The 19,443-nt window shown below is 65.5% G+C and carries 14 protein-coding genes; 3 read left to right on the forward strand and 11 right to left on the reverse strand.

The window, feature by feature from the left end; genetic code table 11:
• Positions 1-227: 227 nt before the first annotated feature.
• From BWR18_RS10865 to BWR18_RS10895, 7 genes are all read right to left on the reverse strand, one after another.
• A complete protein-coding gene (locus BWR18_RS10865; RefSeq protein WP_157598708.1) occupies positions 228-488 on the reverse strand; it encodes a DUF3253 domain-containing protein in 261 nt (86 codons plus the stop codon).
• 33 nt (positions 489-521) lie between these two features.
• Entirely contained in the window at positions 522-3,506 is a 2,985-nt protein-coding gene (ileS, locus tag BWR18_RS10870) for an isoleucine--tRNA ligase (RefSeq protein ID WP_076628171.1), read from the reverse strand.
• A gap of 254 nt (positions 3,507-3,760) precedes the next feature.
• On the reverse strand, positions 3,761-6,493 hold the full coding sequence (locus BWR18_RS10875) for a DUF2339 domain-containing protein (protein ID WP_076628173.1): 2,733 nt from the start codon (positions 6,491-6,493) through the stop codon (positions 3,761-3,763).
• 111 nt (positions 6,494-6,604) lie between these two features.
• Entirely contained in the window at positions 6,605-8,224 is a 1,620-nt protein-coding gene (locus BWR18_RS10880) for an FAD-dependent oxidoreductase (protein WP_076628175.1), read from the reverse strand.
• 3 nt (positions 8,225-8,227) lie between these two features.
• Positions 8,228-9,244 (reverse strand): YcjF family protein, encoded by a 1,017-nt coding sequence (locus BWR18_RS10885; RefSeq protein WP_076630260.1) that lies wholly within the window; start codon positions 9,242-9,244, stop codon positions 8,228-8,230.
• The gene (locus BWR18_RS10890; RefSeq protein WP_076628176.1) at positions 9,244-9,687 is read right to left on the reverse strand and encodes a GNAT family N-acetyltransferase; all 444 of its coding nucleotides are present in this window, start codon (positions 9,685-9,687) and stop codon (positions 9,244-9,246) included. Before BWR18_RS10890 ends, BWR18_RS10885 begins: the two co-directional genes overlap by 1 nt.
• Complete coding sequence (locus BWR18_RS10895) at positions 9,684-11,096, reverse strand: YcjX family protein (protein ID WP_076628178.1); 1,413 nt, start codon at positions 11,094-11,096, stop codon at positions 9,684-9,686. The genes BWR18_RS10890 and BWR18_RS10895 overlap by 4 nt, the downstream gene beginning before the upstream one ends.
• Positions 11,097-11,326: 230 nt before the next feature.
• On the opposite strand from BWR18_RS10895, the gene truA reads away from it, so the two are divergent.
• Positions 11,327-12,133 (forward strand): tRNA pseudouridine(38-40) synthase TruA, encoded by an 807-nt coding sequence (gene truA, locus BWR18_RS10900; RefSeq protein ID WP_076628180.1) that lies wholly within the window; start codon positions 11,327-11,329, stop codon positions 12,131-12,133.
• On the opposite strand, the gene BWR18_RS10905 is transcribed toward truA, so the two are convergent.
• From BWR18_RS10905 to BWR18_RS10920, 4 genes are all read right to left on the reverse strand, one after another.
• Positions 12,095-12,589, reverse strand: a complete 495-nt coding sequence (locus BWR18_RS10905) for a hypothetical protein (protein WP_076628182.1) — start codon at positions 12,587-12,589, stop codon at positions 12,095-12,097. The two genes, truA and BWR18_RS10905, sit on opposite strands and share 39 nt — an antisense overlap.
• A gap of 2 nt (positions 12,590-12,591) precedes the next feature.
• Positions 12,592-14,226: a hypothetical protein gene (locus BWR18_RS10910; protein ID WP_076628184.1), complete on the reverse strand. Its 1,635-nt coding sequence runs from the start codon at positions 14,224-14,226 to the stop codon at positions 12,592-12,594.
• Between the two features lie 130 nt (positions 14,227-14,356).
• Complete coding sequence (locus BWR18_RS10915) at positions 14,357-15,592, reverse strand: acyl-CoA dehydrogenase family protein (RefSeq protein WP_076628185.1); 1,236 nt, start codon at positions 15,590-15,592, stop codon at positions 14,357-14,359.
• 86 nt (positions 15,593-15,678) lie between these two features.
• Positions 15,679-16,509: a 3-keto-5-aminohexanoate cleavage protein gene (locus BWR18_RS10920; RefSeq protein WP_076628187.1), complete on the reverse strand. Its 831-nt coding sequence runs from the start codon at positions 16,507-16,509 to the stop codon at positions 15,679-15,681.
• Between the two features lie 556 nt (positions 16,510-17,065).
• Between BWR18_RS10920 and BWR18_RS10925 the strand changes: the two genes are divergently transcribed.
• Together BWR18_RS10925 and BWR18_RS10930 are read left to right on the forward strand one after the other, a co-directional pair.
• Entirely contained in the window at positions 17,066-18,493 is a 1,428-nt protein-coding gene (locus tag BWR18_RS10925) for a circularly permuted type 2 ATP-grasp protein (protein WP_076628189.1), read from the forward strand.
• Between the two features lie 4 nt (positions 18,494-18,497).
• Positions 18,498-19,439: an alpha-E domain-containing protein gene (locus tag BWR18_RS10930; protein WP_076628191.1), complete on the forward strand. Its 942-nt coding sequence runs from the start codon at positions 18,498-18,500 to the stop codon at positions 19,437-19,439.
• The last annotated feature ends 4 nt before the right edge of the window (positions 19,440-19,443 follow it).

A 19,443-nucleotide genomic window follows, 5' to 3' on the forward strand; every position in this document is an offset into this window, starting at 1 on the left:
CGATCCACCTTGTTTTCATAAAGATTGACGCCCAAAAAAGGGTGTCACCGCGCGTGCAGCATCCGTACACCCCGCGTGCACCGCCAACGGGCGGTCAGGGCAAGGTTAACACAACGCACGGTGGCTCACAGCCAATCCCACGTTGCCCACTCGGCACCGCACACACCCCTTCTTCTGGCTGAAAATACTTCGGGGGTGAGCGCGGCAGCGCGAGGGGGCTGGCCCCCTCATGGCCGGTCCGTCGCACGAGGCACACCCAGACGAACAGGCCCCCTTGCCTGCGCCACATCGACCACCCGCCCCTTCTGCATGACCACAAGGGCGCCTTCAGCCGCCAGACACTCGGCCACACGGCGCACCTCGCCCATCAAGGGGCGCCAGTCGTCAGCCAGCGCGCGGGCCACCTCGGACGGGCAAATGGTCTTGCCCGCCCCGCGCGCGTGTACAGCCTCAAGGATGGCTGCGCGTATCCGTGCATCATCAGCCATATGCGCCAATCGTAAGGCGGAGGTGTCCTCCGCCTAGCCCAGTGCCGTGTTGCAGCGCCCACAGACGCCCGGATGGGCGTGCAGGCCCACATCCGGCAGCACCTTCCAGCAGCGGGCGCATTTGGCACCGTCCGCCTTTTCGAACACCACGCCGATACCGGGCACTTCGGGCAGGCGGAACGCCTCGGCCGGGGCCGGGTCGGTGGTCACGCTGATCTGCGAGGTGATGCAGATATCGGCGAAAGGCAGCGCTTGCAGCGTTGCGGCCAAATCCGCGTCCTCGACATGCACCACGGGGGCCGCTTCGAGGGAGGCGCCGATCACCTTGTCCGTGCGCTGGATTTCCAGCGCCGCCGTCACTGCGCGCCGGGCGCTGCGGATGCCCGCCCATTTCGCGGCCAGCGCCTCGTCCCGCCAGTCGCCGGGTGTCTCGGGGATGTCCGTCAGGTGGACCGAGCTATCATCGCCCGGGTTCCGTTCCAGCCAGACCTCCTCCATCGTGAAGACAAGGATCGGGGCCAGCCATGTGGTCAACCGGTGATACAGCAGGTCCAGCACCGTGCGGGCCGCGCGCCGTTCCAGAGTGTCCCCATCGCAATAAAGCGCATCCTTGCGGATGTCGAAATAGAAGGCCGACAGGTCCACGGTGGCAAAGGTGAACACGGACGAGAACACGCGCTGGAAGTCGAAGGCCGCATAGCCCGCGCGCACCGTCTCATCCAATTCAGAGAGCCGGTGCAGCACCCAGCGTTCCAGTTCGGGCATATCCGCCGGATCGGTCCGGTCCGCTTCGGTGAAGTCCGACAGCGAGCCGAGCATGAACCGCATCGTGTTGCGCAGGCGGCGGTAGCTGTCGGCGACGCCCTTCAGGATCTCGGGCCCGATGCGCTGGTCGGCGGTATAGTCCGTCTGGGCCACCCAAAGCCGCAGGATATCGGCGCCATATTGCCTGACCACCTCATCGGGCACGATCGTGTTCCCGATGGATTTGGACATCTTGAGGCCCTTTTCATCGAGCGTCATCCCGTGCGTCACCACGTTGCGGTAGGGCGCGCGCCCCGTGGTGCCCACCGATTGCAGCAGCGACGAGTGGAACCAGCCGCGGTGCTGGTCGGTGCCCTCCATATAGACATCGGCCACGCCATCCTCTGTCCCGTCCGCGCGATCACGCAGCACGAAGGCATGGGTGGAGCCGCTGTCAAACCACACGTCGAGGATGTCCATCACCTGCTCGTAGTCATCGGGGTTCACGACCCCTTCGAGGAAGCGCTGCTTGGCGTCTTCGTCGTACCAGGCGTCCGCCCCTTCGGCCTCGAATGCCGACGTGATGCGCCGGTTGACCTGCGGGTTGCGCAGCAGGAAGTCGTCATCCATGGGCAGTGCGCCCTTCTTGGTGAAGCAGGTCAGTGGCACGCCCCAGGCGCGCTGGCGCGACAGCACCCAGTCGGGGCGCGATTCCATCATGGAATGCAGGCGGTTGCGGCCCGAGCGGGGGGTCCAGTTGACATTGTCGATCTCGGTCAGCGCGCGCTGCCGGATCGTGGTGCCGTGCGTGTCCTGCCCGTCGCCGACTGGTTTGTCGATGGCCGCAAACCACTGCGGCGTGTTGCGGTAGATCACCGGCGCCTTCGACCGCCAGGAGTGCGGGTAGCTGTGCTTGATCTTGCCGCGGGCCAAGAGCCCACCCACCTCGGCCAGCTTGTCGATGACAGCGGTGTTGGCGTTGCCCTCCTTCCCGTTGGGTTTCAGGATCGCCTTGCCGCCAAAGAATGGCAGATCATCGCGGAACCGCCCATCGGGGTTCACATTGTAGGTGATGACCTGTTCCAGCATACCAAGCTCGCGATACAGCTCATATTCCTCCATCCCGTGGGACGGGGCGCAGTGCACGAAGCCGGTGCCTTCGGTATCGGTGACAAAGTCGGCGGCGCGGAAGTCGCGGATGTCGTCCCAAGCGCCTTCGCCGCCTTCGGCCCCGTTGAGCGGGTGGGTCAGCGTCATGGCCGACAGCTGCGCAGGCGTGACGTCGCGCAGGCGGCGGTACATGGTCTCGTCCAGCCGCGCACGGCCGAGCACATCTGCTGCCAGATTGTCGGCCAGAATATAGCGCTCGCCGATACGCGCCCAACACTCCTCGGGCCGCCCGGTGACTTCATACAAACCGTAGGAAATATCCGGACCAAACACGACGGCCTTGTTCGACGGCATGGTCCAGGGGGTCGTGGTCCAGATCACCACATAGGCCCCTTCGAAATCGGTCGCGGCCTTTTGCCCGGCTTCAAAGATGGCTGTGGCTTCTTCGCCGCCCATTTCTTCGCCCGCAAGGGCCAGGTCGGGGGCCTGGTACTCGGCCACGCGGAACTTCACCCAGATGGTGAAGCTGTCCTTGTCGTGGTACTCGACCTCCGCCTCGGCCAGCGCGGTCTGTTCCACCGGCGACCACATCACGGGCTTGGACCCCTGATACAGCGTGCCGTTCATCAGGAACTTCATGAACTCTTCGGCAATGACCCGTTCCGCATGGAAATCCATGGTCAGGTAGGGTTCGTCCCAGTTCCCGGTGATGCCCAGCCGCTTGAATTCCTCGCGCTGGATATCGACCCAACCGGCGGCAAAATCGCGGCATTCGGCCCGGAACTCGTTGATGGGCACCTGGTCCTTGTCGCGGCCCTTCTTGCGGTACTGTTCCTCGATCTTCCATTCGATGGGCAGGCCGTGGCAGTCCCAACCGGGGATGTAACGCGCGTCGCGGCCCATCATCTGGTGGCTGCGCACGATCATGTCCTTGATCGTCTTGTTCAGCGCGTGGCCGATATGCAGGTGGCCGTTGGCGTAGGGCGGGCCGTCGTGGAGGGTAAACGCTTCCCTGCCCTCTTTCTCTCGCAACCGCTCATAGACCCCGATCCGCGCCCACCGTTCCAGCCATCCGGGTTCGCGCTTGGGCAGGCCCGCGCGCATGGGAAAGTCGGTCTTGGGCAGATTCAGGGTGTCTTTGTAGTCAGGCGTGTCGGCGCACATGGGCTCGAGTCCTCGAAAATTCGGTCAGATGGGGTATAGCGGTTCGGTGCGATGGCTCAAGCACCCTTGGCCCGGCAGCTCGAAGGTCAATCAGAGCGCCGGGGATATAATTCGCCGAATGATGGTCACACACATCATGCGCGCCTTATAGGCAGAGGGCGGGACGCTCACAAGTCCCCCTTCTCTGGTTCAAAAAATCCCGGAGCGCGAGGCAGAGCCTCGCAACACACAAAATGTCGTGCGCGCTTGCGCGCTCAATTTGGTTGATGCCGCATCTGGGCCCAACGGTTGAGCCACGCAAGCCCGGCCAGCGAGAGGCCCAGCACCACCAGCGACAGCACCCGCACCAACCCGTCGAGGCCCGAGATGTCGATCAGGAACACCTTGGCCACGGCCAAGCCGATCACGGCCAGCCCCGCCCGGCGCAGGCCTGACGCGTTCCGCGCGAGTGACTGGTAGAACAGGACCGCGCCTGTCAGCAGGATCGCCACGGTGTAGCTGTAAAGCTCGGGCTGAAGAAAGCCGTTGCTCAGTTCCATTGAGGCCGGGCCCTGCCAGACATGCCGGATGGTGGCGAAGGCCCAGTAGACCAGCAGCGCGACCGCCATGCCGCCAAAGCCCCACCGCAATGTGGGCTGCCGCACGCGCCAGGCCGCAAGGCCAAGCAGCAGCGCGGGCAGCAGATAGGCCGGGATCAGCGTGTTCAGCACGGGCGGGCCGGCCACGTCGTCGCCCCAACCTGCCAGCAGCGGCGAGAGCAGGGTCAGGCCGAGGGCGAGCGCGCCAAATCCGATCAGGCCGAAAAGCGCAGCGAGGAGGCCGCGCACCCAGACAAACAGGCCGCCCAGACCCTCGATCCGCAAAAGCTGCACCAGCATCAGGCCCAGCCATATCACGGCGAAAAGGCCCATGGCCCAGTGTGTGTCGGTGTTGCTGCCCGGCAGGAGGTCGTCGAGAAAACGGATCAGCAAGAGTGATATGGTCATCCCGGCCGTGGACCAGGCGGCGGTGTCCAGCATGATCCGCGCGGTGATGCGCTGCAACCCGCGCAAGAGGACCAGTGATGCCACGAAGGCGGCAAGCGACCCGGCATAGGCGAGCAACATCTCCCACAGCGGGGCATCAAGCGCCCAGCCAAGGCCGGGATCGCCAACCAGCCGCGCGCCGACCGCCGCGACGCCCACGGCGATGAACACCTGCATGAGCGGCAGCTTGAACTGACGGTCGAGCCAGGCCGCGACCAGAACCGTCACTGCCAGCGCGACCGTCAGCGCCGCAAGCGACAGGATCAGCACCAGCGCAAAACTGATCGACGCCAGCCCCGACAGTACAAATAGGGACGCGCGCACCCGCTCGGGCGCGTCCGCCCGCGCAAAGCGTAAGGCAAGACCCACCATCACGGCCGCCAGCGCGATGGCATGCAAAGCCCATGGATAGGCGCCAATGGTCAGGGCCGGTTGCCACGTCACTTCGAGCGTGATCGCCATCACGGGCGCTGTCAGCGCCGCCGCAAGCCCCCAGATCAGCCCCTCGCCCGGTCGCAGCGCGCGCAGGGCCATGGCACCGCTCAGAAGCAGGCCCACGCCCCAAAGCACGCTGACGGCCATCGGATAATCCGCTTCGGGCGTGACGGCGTAAGCGTCGGCAAAGGCCGAGATGACCGGCCCCATGTCGAGCCCTTCGCGTGCGACGACGGCGAGTGCAGCAACGACGGGCAGGAGCGCGAAGTCCTGCAAAGCAGGGCCAGACACTGACCAGTAGATCAGCGCCATCGACAGGATCACGAGGCTGACGAGGGCCATCCAGAAGGGTTCGGCGCCCGCAGCGGCACTCCAGACGACCGAGGCTGAGGCCGCGGCCACCGTGCCAAGGGCCAGCCATGTGGGAAAGGCGGGCCTGTCACCCTTGGGCGCGCGCAGGAAGGCGTGCACCAGAACGCCAGCGTGATCGGGCCGGAAGGACCGGGCCGGGATCAGGATGGACAGGACTGCCAGCACCATCACATACGCCTGAAAGCCCAGCACCAGGTCGAGATCTCCGCCCAGAACGGTCAGCCAGCCCATGATCAGGCCCAGCGCAACACTTAGCACCGACACCCAGGCCCAGCGCCGGATCGTGTCGATGCCAAGGCCCACTGCGGCGACCACACCGAAATAGACAAACAGCCAGGACGTGGCCGGCACCGTGCTGCCCACCAGAAGCGGCGCGGCGAAGGCGCCGATGACGCCCACGGCGGCCAGAAGTGGCCCGTAGAGCCAGCCGAGCCCGACGCCAAGCAGCCCCACGGCGGCCATCCCGGCAAAGGCGACCTCAACCCCGATCAGGTCGTAGAGCAAGCGTGCTGCCGCGACGCCGCCAAAGAGTGACACCAGCCCGGCACCGGAAAAGACCGACGGGATATAGGCGGTGGCCGTGTCCACACCGTCGCCGTAGCGGCGCCGGATCACCTCGCCCCCGACGATCAACGCACCGCCGAAGCCCAGCGCGGCCAGCACCCGGGCCGTGGGCGGAAAGAGGTCGTTTTCGATGCCGTATTGCACCAGAAACAGCCCCGCGAGCGCCAGCGACACGGCCGAGACGGCGTAGAACCAATTGGCGACCAGCCATGCGCCAAACCGCATGAGCGGCGTTGGCTCTGGTGGGTCAGAGGGCGGCGGGGGTGGCGGTGACGCTGCGGCGCCTGTGTCCACCGCGTCCGCGCCTGCCTTGCGCTGCGCGACGACGCGCGCGGCTGCGGTTTCGGCAAGCGGGGGGAGCGGTGGGCTTTGGGCTGCCTTGCCCCGTTCCCATGGGGTATCCGGGGTGTCGTCTTTTGCCGCCTCACCTGTTTCAGGGGCGGCGGCGGGCACTGCTGTCTGCGCTTCCGCCAGTCGCTGTTCAAGCCCGGCAATGCGCGTGCGCAGACCCGAAACGGCGACCAGCAGGTAAATCACCGCGATCGGGATGGCGAGGACCACAAGCCCCGCCAGCATCAGCAATCCTTCCATCTGCGCCCTCCCACACCGGTGGTCGCGAGACTAGATCACCAGCGCGCCTGAAAAAAGCATGGTTTTCCAGACCTTTGAAGGCGGCAGTTCAGTGCCCATGCGCAAGCGCCATCACCGGTCCGCGATGTGCGCCCAGACCGCCGACATCACCACCGACCCTTCGCCCACGGCACTTGCCACCCGCTTGACCGATCCAGCGCGCACGTCACCCACGGCAAATATGCCGGGGCGCGAGGTTTCGTAGCCGCTGAGGGCGCCCACGTCCGGGCCGGTTTTGACGTACCCCTTGTCATCGAGCTCGACCAGGTCCGACAGCCATTTGGTGTTGGGCGCGGCCCCCACCATGACGAACAGCGCCTTGGTGTTCAGCGTCCAATCCTGCCCGCCGCGCCGGTCGCGGACGGTTATGGCGTCGAGCCGGTCGTCGCCGTGCAGTTCCTTGACCTCGGTGCAGATGTGGATGGTGATCCTGGGGTGGCTTTGCAGCCGTTGCAGCAGGTAGTCGGACATGGACGACGCAAGGCTTTCGCCGCGCACGAGCACGTGCACATGCCGTGCCGAGCGCGCGAGGAACATGGCCGCCTGCCCCGCCGAGTTGCCGCCGCCGATCACGGCCACTTCCGTGTCCTTGCAATAGCGCGCCTCGACATCCGTCGCCGCGTAGTAGACGCCGCTGCCCTCCAGCTCTTCCAGGCGGTCGAGCGGCAGGCGGCGGTATTGCACGCCGGTGGCCACGATCAGCGCCTTGGCCGACACCCAGTCGTCATTGTCGAGCTTGATATGGAACAGGTGCTTTTCGCATTGCATGAGCTCGGTGGCCCGGACCGGTACGGCAAAGCGGGTGCCGAATTTCATCGCCTGCACCTCGCCCCGGCCCACGAGGTCACCGCCAGAGATGCCGGTGGGAAAGCCCATGTAATTCTCGATCCGCGACGACGTGCCTGCCTGCCCGCCGATGGCAAGGTCTTCGAGCACAACGGCGCAGAGCCCTTCGGCCCCGGCATACACCCCTGCAGCGACGCCTGCGGGACCGCCGCCGACGATCGCCACGTCATAGACGTCCTCCTTGCGCAGCGCCATATCGAGGCCCAGCGTCTGCGCCACGCCGCGCGGCGTGGGCGGGTCGATCACCTGGTGCTTGGCAAAGACCACTGCGGGGTGGGCGCGGTTGATGCTGCACTGGCTGGCCAGATCATTGCCCTCGGCGCTGTCGATCTCGACCTCGACAAAGGGGATGCGGTTGCGCGAGGCGAAGCTGGCGATGCGGCGGACGTCGCGGTCGACCTCGCCCCCGATCAGGGTCAGCCCGCCTTCGGACAGATCGAGCATACGGCGGCGGCGCGCAGCGAACACGGTGATGATGATGTCGGACATATCGGGCATGTCGGCCATCAGCTTGAGCATGTCCTCGCGCGTGACACACAGCAATTGTGTGTCCTGCACGGCGCGCGCGCCCATGAAGGCGCGACCGCCGTTCAGAAAGGCCAGTTCGCCGAAGAACTGTCCCGGCCCGAGCGTGGCATTGCCATAGCGCCGGCCGGTCTGTGAATTCACCGCTTCCGTCTCTCCGGACAAGAGGTAGTGGAACGTATCGGTGCGCTCGCCCGGGCGCTGAAAGTATTCACCCGCCTTGACGTCGACGAGCGTGCCCACACGGCGCATTGCGGCGACATGTTCGTCGGTGAGCGGGGTGCGCACCATCGTTGTCAGGTCGGGGGCAAAGGTTTCCATGGCTCACTCCTGTCCGTTGGTGCTGCGTTGTGTCTGAAATAGGCCGCCAAGCGCCTGTTTCACCAGGCGCCGGGCTTTGGGGCGGTGGCCCGCCTGAAAGGCCAGCGGGCGGCAGACTTCCATGGCGGCGACACCCACGCGGGCGGTAAGCGCGCCGTTGACCAGCCCCTCGCCGAAGCGGCGCGAGAGCTTGCCCAGGATGGAGCCGCCGAGCACGGGTTCGAGCATGTCGTCGCCCACGGCCACGGCGCCAGTGGCCACGAGATGCGCCATCACCGCGCGGGTCAGCCGCCAACTGCCCAGAAGTCCCCCGCGCCCACCGTACACCTCGGCGATGCGGCGGATCATGCGCAGATTGGCCGTGAGCGCCGCCGCCACGTCGGCGAGCGCCAGCGGCACGAGTGCGGTGACTGTGGCGACCTGGCGAGCCGCGGCCTCGACCTCGCGTTCGGCGGCCTGATCCAGCGGGGCGATGAGCGTGTCCTCGGCCAGCGCCAGAAGGCCCGCGGCGTCCATCTGATCGCCGCGCAATTCCGACAGGCGGGCCCGGCCCCATTCGGTTTCAGGCCGCGCGCGGTAGAGCGCGTCGAGACGGTCTGTCACCGTGCGGGCAGCGGCCAGATCGTTCTGTTCCAGCGCCTGTGCAGCCGCGTGGCGCAGCCCGTCGAGCCGGGTCAGCCGCCGCAGGGCCGCAAGCTCGCGCAGCGCAATGACCAGAAGCGTCAGCACGAATGCCGCAAGTAGGCCCGTGAACGCCCAGCCCAGAAGCGGCGCGCGGTCGATCCAGGCGGTCACGAAATTCCACGCGGCCGCACTGAGCACGGCGGTCAGAAGCGCGCCCGCGAGCCCCCAGAAGAGCCGCCCGAGCCGTGATGGTTTTGCGGTCGCGACACGGGCGGCCATCTGCATCGCGTCGCCGCGTGGCGCGGCGGCCGGTCCGATGTCGGGCACGGGCGGTGCCTCGGCCACTTGAGGTGCCGGTTCATCCTCGATCTCGATCAGAACGGGGCCTTTGGCCATCATGCGGTTTCCTTGTGCCAGTCGTAGCGGATGTCGGGCAGCCCTTCATCGTTGCGGCTGCCGTCGGTACGTTCGGCCTCCGCAAAGCCGTGGCGCAGATAGAAGCGCTGCGCGCCGGTGTTGGCCTGAAAGGTCCAGAGCGTGAGATGGTCGGTTGCGGCTTGCATGTGCGAGAGCAGCGCGGCGCCGATCCCCTGCCCCTGTGCTGCGTCCGAGACATAGAGCGCGTGGACATCCGTGCCGTTGCGCGCTGAAAAGGCCCGCACCGCGCCGCTCTGCTCGGCCACCGTGACCCAGCCCTGTTCGATCATGTGCCCGGCAAAGGACAGATCCTCGGCCCGTGTGTGGATGCGCGGCATCCACGGCGTGCCGTCGATGAAGCCCGACAGGATCGCGCCCACGGCGCCGGCATCGGTGGGTTGGGCGGGGCGCAGATGCGTCACAGCTTGTCCCCGAACAGGAACTGAGCCGCCCGGTCGAGGCGAATATGGGGCGGGCCGTCGCCGGGGCGCAGGCTGAGTGCGGCGGGGGCAAAGCGCATGACCTCGTAGTCGCCGTTCAGCCAGTCTTGCGCCCCGTTTGCGGCGGGCGACAGGATGTGGGACGGATCCTCTGGCAGCGCGCCGGGGTAGAACGCCGCCTGCTTGCCCGTATCGAGCAGCGTGCCGCGCACCACGTCGAGCGGTGCGCCGTCATGCTGCATGGTTTCCTCGGTCGTGGCGCGCAGGGCGGCGATGGCCAGCGCCTGCGTGTTGGCCCCGGCAAAGCGTGCCCGGTCGCGGGCCTCGCGCGTGAGCGCCTCCATGATGGCGGTCAGGCGGGCGTGCTGGGCGTGGTGGACGTGATCCGCCTTGGTCGCGGCAAAGAGGATCCGCTCCACGCGCTTGCCACGAAAGATCTGGCTGAGGAACGCGTTGCGACCGGGGCGGAAGGCCGACAGGATCTCGGACATGGCGGTGCGCATGTCCTCGACCGCAGCGGGGCCGTTGTGGATGGCGCCCAGCGCGTCCACCAGCACGACCTGCCGGTCGATGCGGGCGAAGTGATCGCGAAAGAAGGGGCGGACGACCTGCGCCTTGTAGGCCTCGTAGCGGCGCGCCATCTCGCGCCGGAGCGAGCGGCGGGGGGCGTCGCCGGGCGGCAGGGGTGCGAAGGTCAGCACGGGCGAGCCTGCGAGATCGCCGGGCAGCAGAAAGCGACCGGGCGTGCAGTCGGAATAGCCCGCGGCGCGGGCGGCGTGCAGGTAGTCTGTGAAGGCGGCGGCCAGTGTCTTCGCCTTCGGCTCATCCAGTTTTTCGGCCCCGTCGATGGCGGCCAGGGCATCGCGGAAGGTCTCCGCGCTGTCGCGGTTTTCGAGGCGGGACAGGGTCGTGGCCGACCAGTCGTCATAGCCTTGATCCAGCAGGCCCAAGTCCAGAAGCCATTCGCCGGGGTAGTCGATGATGTCGAGATGCACGGTGCGCGGCCCCTGCAACCCGGCCAGCAGCCCGTTCGGCTTGACCTTGAGCGACACGCGCAACTCGCTGACGGCGCGCGTGCTGTCGGGCCAATGCGGGGGCTGGCCGGTGAGTGCGCCCATATGCGCCTCGTAATCGAACCGGGGCACCGTGTCGTCCGGTTGCGGTTGCAGGTAGGCCGCAGCGATGCGCCCCTCGCTTGCCGCGAGGAGGTGCGGCATGCGTCCCTGATCCAGCAGGTTGGCCACCAGTGAGGTGATGAACACCGTCTTGCCCGACCGCGCGAGCCCCGTGACCCCCAGACGGATGGTCGTATCCCCAAAGAGGTCCGCGCCGGTGTCGTAAATGCCCTGGGCCACATCCAGCACCCCATCGGCAATTGTCGTCAAAACCACGTAGCACCCCTTTGATCTTTGAGCACCATGTAAGGTGTTGCGGTGCGGCGTGCCAGTTTGGATGTTGTGCCTGCCCAGAGTGCGGGAGCCTCCGGCGGGGATTTTTTGAACCAGAGAATGAGCAAGCGCCCCGGAAAGGCCGTGGGGTGGCGTTTTGCTTGCGAATTGGGCGAAGCTCAATTTGAGCCGCGCCGTTGCGATGGGCCGGTTTTGAAGCTAGGTGGGTCGCCATGCCCCGATATGCCCTGCGAGTTGAATACCATGGTGGCCCCTTTGCCGGATGGCAGCGGCAGGCGGACCAGCCTTCGGTGCAGGGTGCGATTGAACACGCCCTGGCCAAGCTGGAGCCGCGCGACCACACCATTGCCGCTGCGGGGCGCACCGATGCGGGTGTTCATGGGCTGGCGCAGGTGGCCCATTGCGACATGGAGAAGGACTGGGATCCCTTTCGGCTGTCGGAGGCGTTGAACCATCATCTGAAACCGGATCCGGTGGCGATTGTGGCCTGCGCGCAGGTGGCGGGCGATTGGCACGCAAGGTTTTCCGCCCGCGAGCGGCGCTATCTGTTTCGCATCCTGATGCGCCGCGCGCCTGTCACGCATCTCAAGGGCCTCGTGTGGCGTGTGAATGCCGCGCTGGATGTGGAAGCGATGCAGGCCGGTGCCGATCATCTGGTCGGGCGGCATGACTTTACCACCTTCCGATCCTCGATCTGTCAGGCCGACAGCCCGGTCAAGACGTTGGACCGGCTCGATGTGACGCGCGTGGACAGTCCGCATGGGCCCGAGGTGCAGTTCGACGTGCGGGCGCGGTCGTTCCTGCACAACCAGGTGCGCAGTTTCGTGGGCACGCTGGAGCGTGTGGGGGCTGGGGCGTGGGCGCCGGAAGATGTGAAGGCAGCGCTTGTGGCCTGTGACCGTGCGGCCTGTGGCCCCGTGTGCCCGCCGGACGGTCTGTACCTAGCGGGCGTCGGGTATCCCGCCGATCCGTTTGTGGCGTCAGTCGAGTTCCATCAGCCCGGCACCCGCGCCACCTGAGCGCGATGCCGCGCTGTCGGGGACATAGGTCTTGGCGGCCAGTTCGGTCATCAGGGCGGCCAGCGACGGCTCCAGATGCAGCCGCTCGGGCCGTCCACGCGTGCTGGGTTCTGTCAGGGACAGGTTGATGCGCAGCTTGGCCCCGGCGACCTCAAGTTCGGATTTGCAGGGCAGTCCGGCGATCCAGCTGACCAGCATGGCGCGGGTGCCTGCATCCTCTTCCTTGGCGAGGACGGGTTTGGAGGAGACCGAGGCCGCCTCGACAATCGTTTCGACCTTGTGCGCGAGCCCCACGATCCGATCCGGTTCGGACAGCGCAGCCGTCACGGCGCCCTGCGGGCCATCATCGGCCACGTGGCGCGCCAGCATTGATCCAAACGCAAGGGCCTGTGCGGGCGGCACCCCGGCCCCGCTGGCCGCTTTGACGCCCAGGTTCTGTACTTCGGTCCATGACATGCTCATCGCTCCATCACCGGAAGCCACCAATCATCTATCTCGGGACGCAGTTCGTCACCCAAGGGCGCGCCCTGGGCCAGCGTGATGCGGGTCCACAGGTCAGACTTGGGATCAAACGTCGTCGCACCAAAGAAGCTGAGCTTGCATCGCAACATATCAATGGGGCGACAGGTCGCAGCAATGAGATTGTCGCGAATTTCCGCGTATGGGTAGCGCGCCAGCAGGGCCACGCGGGCGATGGCGTGGGCGTGTTCGGGGTGTTGTGCGGTGAAGGCGGACACCGGGATCGCCTGAGCCGGAAGGTCGGCGTGCAGTCGCGCCACACGCCGCGCGATGTCGAGCGGGGTTTCCAACTCGGCCCCCGGCTCGGCAAAGCGGTCGCCCAGGCGCGGTTCGAGCTTGGCGGCGCTGACATACCAGAACCGGCGGCACTGGTCGGACGCGCTGTAGTCGCAGTTGAGGGCCCAGGCCCAATCGCGCGCGATTGCGGATGTTATCGCATGGGTGTCGGCAAAGGGCGGCACAAGCGGACCGTGGGGATCGCCCATGTCAGCGGTCAGATCGTCGACATCATCGGGGCATGCCTCGATCAGCAGGGCGGCCAGCAGCTCTTGCAGGCTTACGGACTGGGATTGCCCTGCCGTCCACAGAGCCGCGAAGGACACCGGTGCGTCGAAATTCGGCAGGAAGGCGTCCCAGTCCACTTCAAGCTGGCGCAGGATCGCGTCGTGATCTTCTGCCGGAACATGCCAGTCGGCAAGGTGCGCGCGGGCGCGGTGCGCCAGGTCGCGCAAGCGCGCCGCGTGCGTATCTGTCAGCGTCTCGCGCCCGATTACACGCGCAAGCGCCGTTTCGCGCGCCTGCATCCAGTTGTGCAGCAAGACAGGGTGGTTGACCAGAAACGGCGCCATGCCAAGGCCCGTGGCATTGCCGATGCCCAGATGCCGGGCGAGGTTCGGATCAAGTGGCGCACCGCCCACGTGCTGGACAAGGTCGAGCGTGAAATGGCGGATCAGGTAGACGGTCAGCATCTCGGCGGCAAAGGGGCCATCAAGGCCGGGCCGATCCGCAATCAGATGTCTGTCGGCAATGCCGAACTTGCCGTTGCCGTAAACGGCTGTGGTGCGCATCAGATAGCCGATGTCGCGGATCATGTCCGGGTCGGGCTGGCGACCGGCGCGCAAGGCGGCCACCGTCGCCTCCCACATGCGGACGGACTTGTTGGCGCGGCTGAGGACCAGATCGCGCGGGCCAAAGCGACCGCCCTCCTGTTTCGGGGCCTGCGCCGCAATCCGGTCAATGTCCTGCGGCCCCGGCACACCGTCAAAAAGGACAAAGGCCGCGTCCCATGCGGTCGCGATCACGCGGTCGCTGCGTTGATCGGCGGGCAAATCGTTGGAAATCGCCACGAGTGAGTAGGTATGGCCGCCGAGCGCGATGGAATAGACCGCGCGCCCGTGGCCTTCGCCGGACATCTCCCATGCGCGGCGCGTGATGGTGGCCCGTTCGGCGCAGAGACGGCGGAGAAGAACGCGCAGGAAGGACAGCCGCGTCGGCATCATTTGCCCCATGCGCGACAGGCGCAGCACCGTTTCCGGCGGGCGCAGCGGCACAAGAGAGGGCGCGTGGTCCTTCATGCCAAGAACCTTCGGCGCTTGGACGGCACGGCGCAAGTGTTTTCCGACCCGGAAAACAGCTGGAAAACGACACGTTTTCCAGCTGCGCGATGCAACAGCTTTATGCTGGAAACTGAGCCGGTCTTTGGCCCTACATCTTTTGCTGGGTGTATTTCTTCAACTCGGCCCGCGCGACCTGCCGGCGGTGCACAGCGTCGGGACCGTCGGCCAAACGCAATGTCCGCTGGTGCGTCCAGGCAATGGCGAGCGGCGTATCCTGACTGATCCCCTGCCCGCCGTGCATCTGCACCGCCTCGTCGATCACCTTGAGCGAGACACGCGGTGCAACGACCTTGATCTGGCTGATCCAGGGCGCGGCGGCGCGCGCATCGCCCTGGTCCATCATCCAGGCGGCCTTGAGGCACAGAAGCCGCGCCATCTCGATCTCCATCCGGCATTCTGCGATGATGTCATAGTTGGCGCCAAGCTGGGCCAGCGGCTTGCCGAACGCCTCCTTCGACAGCGAGCGTTTGCACATCAACGCAAGGGCCGCTTCGGCCTGACCGATGGCGCGCATGCAGTGATGGATGCGGCCGGGCCCAAGACGGCCCTGGGCAATCTCGAACCCGCGCCCCTCGCCCAGCAGGATGTTTTCGGCGGGCACGCGGACGTCCGTAAAGCGGATGTGCATGTGGCCGTGCGGTGCGTCGTCGTGTCCGTAAACCAGCATGGGGCGCAGGACCTCGATCCCCTCCGTTCCCGCGGGCACAACGATCATCGACTGGCGCTTGTGCTTGGGCAGGTCGTCGCCGCCTGTCTTGACCATGACGATATAGACCCTGCAACGCGGATCGCCTGCGCCGCTGGCCCAGTATTTTTCCCCGTTCAGGACGTAGTGATCGCCGTCGCGCAAGCAGGACATCGAGATGTTGGTGGCGTCGGACGAGGCGACATCGGGTTCCGTCATCAAATAGGCAGAGCGGATTTTCCCCTCGAGCAAATGCGCGAGCCAGTCCGATTTCATCTGCTCGGTGCCGTAACGCTCGAACACCTCCATATTGCCGGTGTCGGGGGCGGAGCAGTTGAAGACCTCGGCGCCCAGCGGCGTCTTGCCCATCTCTTCGGCGAAATGGGCGTATTCGACGGTGGACAGGCCAAACCCCTTGTCGCTGTCGGTCAGCCAGAAGTTCCACAGACCCGCGGTCTTGGCCTTGGCCTTGAGCCCTTCGAGGATTTCTGTCTGCCGCTCGGTGTATTGCCAGCGATCCCCCTTGGCGACTTCGGCGGCGTATTCGTCTTCGAGCGGCATGATCTCGTCCCGGATCATGGTGGCCACCCTGTCCAGAAGGTCCCGGTTCTCGGGTCGAAGCGTGAATGACATGTCCATGGGCGATCTCCTCCTGCTGATCCGCAGGGTGGCGGATCAACCGGGCCGTGTCCACCGGATGGCCTGTGTGACGCTAGGGCACTTTGTCAGCTGGCGCGCAGGCCCAGGATGGCGCGGGCCTGCGCCGGGGTTGCCGCCGGACGGTCGTGTTCGGCGCAGATGTCGACCAACCGCGCGACCAGCGCCGCGTTGGAGGGCGCTAGCGTGTTTTTGTCCAGGCGCACGTTGTCCTCAAGCCCCGTGCGTGCATGGCCCCCTGCGGCCACCGCCCACTCGTTCAGGACGATCTGGTTGGCCCCGATGCCAGCCGCGCACCAGGGCGCACCGGGAAAGAGACGACCCACGGTTTCGACATAGAACTCAAAGGCGCGCCGGTCGACCGGCATCGCGTTTTTCACCCCCATCACGAACTGGACATAGGGCGTGTCCTTGATCTGGCCCTTGCCGTGCATCTGAGCCGCCTTGAAGATGTGGCTGAGGTCAAACGCCTCGATCTCGGGCTTCACATCATGGGTTATCATCTTGGCCGCGAGCCAGTCCACGAGGTCGGGCGGGTTCTCGTACACCCGCGTCGGGAAATTGTTCGACCCCACTGACAGCGATGCCATGTCGGGGCGCAAGGGCAGCATGCCGCCGCGCGCCTTACCCGCGCCCGAACGGCCACCGGTGGACAGCTGTATGATCATGCCGGAGCAATGCCTTTCGACGCCTTCCTTAAGAAGCGCGAACCTGTCCGGGTCCGACGTAGGTGACCCGTCATCGTTGCGCACATGGGCATGGCAGATGCTGGCGCCCGCCTCAAAGGCGGCATGGGTGCTTTCGATCTGCTCCGCCACGGTGATGGGCACTGCGGGGTTGTCGGATTTCTGAGGGACCGAGCCGGTGATGGCGACGCAGATGATGCAGGGGGCGGGCATTGCGGTTTCCTGTGACGTATCGTGATGTGCGCAGCGTCCAGCAAAGCGCCCGCCGCGTCCAGTCACGAACGCCCCACATGATGCGAGGTCGGGCTTTTCCGTATTTTGAAAAAGAAGAAGAACAGGTCCACCGCGCCATCCGGCCCTACCGCAAGGCGGAACGCAGGCGGGATGGCGAGGCTTCTCCTCTTGCGGTCATCGGCTCGGCAGCCTGTACCGCACGGGGTGTAAAGCGCGCGCAGGGTTAATGGGCGGTTACTGCGCCAGGCTTTTCCAAGTCGCCTTAACCTTAACGGCAGTTAACCTTAATGCGCGCCCTCTGACAAAAGGGCGCATGTCCCATCTTCTTCTCTTTCAAAATACGGAAAAAACCGACATCTACCGCGCGCCCTATACGCCTGAATGGCAAGACGCGGACACAAAGCAGCGCCATCTGCTGGCAGATTGAGCAGATGAAACGGTTTTGAAGCTACCTAACCCTCGGACACCGCGCGTTTTTCAAACGGTTTGAAACAGCGCTGTTGCGATACGGAACAGAATATGCACGCTGGGACAAATGGTTAACACACCCAGCTACTTCGATGAGATGTTCGGCCATGGCACCGATGCACGTGCCCCCTATGCCGAATACTGCAACTGGTTCAATCACGAAGATACCGCCCGGTTGTTGGCCAAGTCGGAAGAGGCCGAAGCGCTGTTCCGACTCATTGGCGTGACCTTCAACGTCTATGGCGACCCGGACGCCACCGAACGGTTGATCCCGTTTGACCTGGTCCCGCGCATTATCGCGGCGCGCGAATGGGCCAAGGTCGCCAAGGGGATCGAGCAGCGCGTGCGGGCGCTCAACGCGTTCCTGCACGACATCTACCACCGGCAGGAGATCGTGCGCGCGGGCCGCCTGCCCGCCGAGATGATCGCCCGCAACGATGCCTTTCTGCCGGAAATGATTGGTGTTTCGCCTCCGGGCGACATCTATACCCATATCGTGGGCACCGACCTGGTGCGCACCGGTGACGACGAGTTCTTTGTGCTGGAAGACAACGCGCGGACCCCGTCGGGCGTGAGCTATATGCTCGAAAACCGCGAAACCATGCTGCATATGTTCCCGGAGCTTTTCAGCAAGATCAAGGTGCAGTCCGTCAGCCAATACCCGCGCTCTTTGCGCAAATCGCTGGCCGCCTGCGCCCCGAACGCGTGCAGCGGGCGCCCCACGATCGCCGTCCTGACGCCCGGCATCCACAACTCCGCCTATTACGAACACGCCTTTCTCGCCGACCAGATGAACGCAGAACTGGTCGAGGGGCATGACCTGCGCGTGGTGGACGGGCGCGTGGCCATGCGCACGACGCGGGGGTACAAGCCCATTGACGTGCTCTACCGCCGGGTGGACGACGAATATCTCGACCCGATGAACTTCAACCCGGATTCTGTGCTGGGCGTGCCGGGGATCATGGATGTCTACCGCGCGGGCGGGATCACCATCGCCAATGCGCCGGGCACCGGCATCGCGGATGACAAGGCGATCTACAGCTACATGCCGGACATCGTGGAGTTCTACACCGGCGAAAAGGCAATCCTCAAAAACGTGCCGACGCATCGGTGTTCGGAACCCGAGGCGCTGAAATACGTGCTCGACAACCTGGCCGATCTGGTAGTCAAGGAGGTGCACGGCTCGGGCGGATACGGGATGCTCGTGGGCCCGGCAGCGTCGAAGAAAGAGATCGAAAAGTTCCGCGCCAAGCTGGAAGCGGCGCCCGGCAATTACATCGCCCAGCCCACGCTGGCGCTGTCCACCGTGCCGATCCTCACCGACGCGGGGCTCGCCCCGCGGCACGTGGATTTGCGGCCCTTCGTCCTTGTCTCGCCAGACCGGATCGACATCACGCCGGGCGGGCTGACCCGCGTGGCCCTGACCGAAGGGTCGCTTGTGGTGAACTCGTCCCAAGGCGGCGGGACCAAAGACACCTGGGTGCTGGAGGAGTAGCGCAATGCTGGGCAAGACCGCGGGCGGGCTCTTCTGGATGTTTCGCTATCTCGAACGGGCCGAAAACACGGCGCGCATGATTGACGCGGGCCTGCGCATTTCGCTGACACGGTCGAGTGCGGCGGAAAGTGAATGGACCTCGATCCTGTCCTCAACCGGCCTGAGCGCCGCCTACGCGGCCGCACATGGCGCGCCCGAAGGTCCCAAGGTCATCGACTTTCTGCTGCGCGATCCCAACAATCCGGGCTCTGTCATGGCCGGGATCGAAGCGGCCCGCGTCAACGCACGCGTGGTGCGCACTGCGCTCACCCGCGAGGTGTGGGAGGCCGTGAACGAATGCTACATGGTGCTGAAACGACTGCTGGCCAAACCTATCCAAGACCGTGACCTGCCGCGCGTCCTGCAGGTGATCCGGCAGCGCAGTGCATTCGTGCGCGGGGCGCTGCACGGGACCATGGTGCGCAACCACATCTATAATTTCGCGCGCATCGGCACCTTCTATGAACGGGCCGACAACACGGCGCGGATCATCGACCAGAAATATTACATCCTGTTGCCGTCCGTCCGGCTGGTCGGCAGTCCGTCCGACAATGTCCAGTGGGACACGATCCTGCGCGCGACATCGACCACGCGGGCGTACCAGACCCTGCATGACGGCGACGTGGATCCCCGCACGATTGCGCGTTTCCTGATCCTGGATGGCCGCCTGCCCCGTAGTCTGGCCTTTTGTTATGGCAAGATTGGCGACAACCTGGGCTACCTCGAAAAGGAATATGGGACGCGCCACACCTGTCAGTCCCTGGCAGATGCCCTGTGCTCAAAATTCCGATCGCATGACATGAACGCCATATTCGACTACGGACTACACGAGTTCATCACCGACTTCCTGCGCGACAGTGCGACGCTGGGCCGTCAGATCGAAATAGACTATCGGTTCAGCGAATAAACCC

The organism is Tateyamaria omphalii, from assembly GCF_001969365.1.
Taxonomy (GTDB): Bacteria; Pseudomonadota; Alphaproteobacteria; order Rhodobacterales; family Rhodobacteraceae; genus Tateyamaria; species Tateyamaria omphalii_A.